This window comes from Absiella sp. AM09-50 (genome assembly GCF_003433845.1).
GTDB lineage: Bacteria > Bacillota_I > Bacilli_A > Erysipelotrichales > Erysipelotrichaceae > Hoskinsella > Hoskinsella hominis.
Genome location: NZ_QVFI01000074.1, coordinates 1 through 729 on the forward strand (window position 1 = coordinate 1; position 729 = coordinate 729).

The 729-nt window shown below is 28.5% G+C and carries 1 protein-coding gene; it reads left to right on the top strand.

The features are described from left to right. Positions 1–729, top strand: a 729-nt coding sequence (locus tag DW114_RS21135; RefSeq protein ID WP_394336436.1) for an N-acetylmuramoyl-L-alanine amidase family protein, incomplete at both ends; no start/stop codon positions are given.

Consider the following 729-nt stretch of genomic DNA (forward strand, 5'->3'; position numbering starts at 1 on the left):
AAAACATTTAAAGAAAATGATGTTATAGAAGAAAAAAAAGATGAAAAAGTTCAAGGCTGGTCTATTGAAGATGGGAAGACATATTATGTTGATGAAATAGGACACAGAGTTATAGGAATAAAAAAAATAAATAATGAATATTATTATTTTGAAAATGATGGAAGCCTTTGTTGTACTCAAAAATGGAAATATATAGATAATCAATGGTATTTAGTTAAAGCAAATGGAATGTTAAAAATTGGTTGGTACCATAATGAAGAAGGTTGGCATTACTTTAATTCAGAAGGGCAAATGTTAACAGGGTGGCAAGAGATAGATGGAAATACATATTTATTTACAGATAAAGGTGTAATAACAACAGGTTGGAGAAATCAAAATGGCTGGAGATATTTCAATGAACAAGGACATATGTATTTAGGATGGAAATATGTTTCAGGGGAAAAATACTATTTTAATTATAGAGGATATATAACAATAGGAATAAACGAGATAGGAAATGAGCTATATTATTTTAATGAACAAGGACATTTGAATAAACAAGAGAAATGGAGAAAAATAAATGGAGAATGGTATTTTATAAAAAGTGATGGAAGATTGAAAATTGGTTGGTACCATAACGAAGAAGGTTGGCATTACTTTAATTCAGAAGGACAAATGTTAACAGGGTGGCAAGAAATAAATGGAAATACATATTTATTTACAGATAAAGGTATTATAACAACAGGTTGG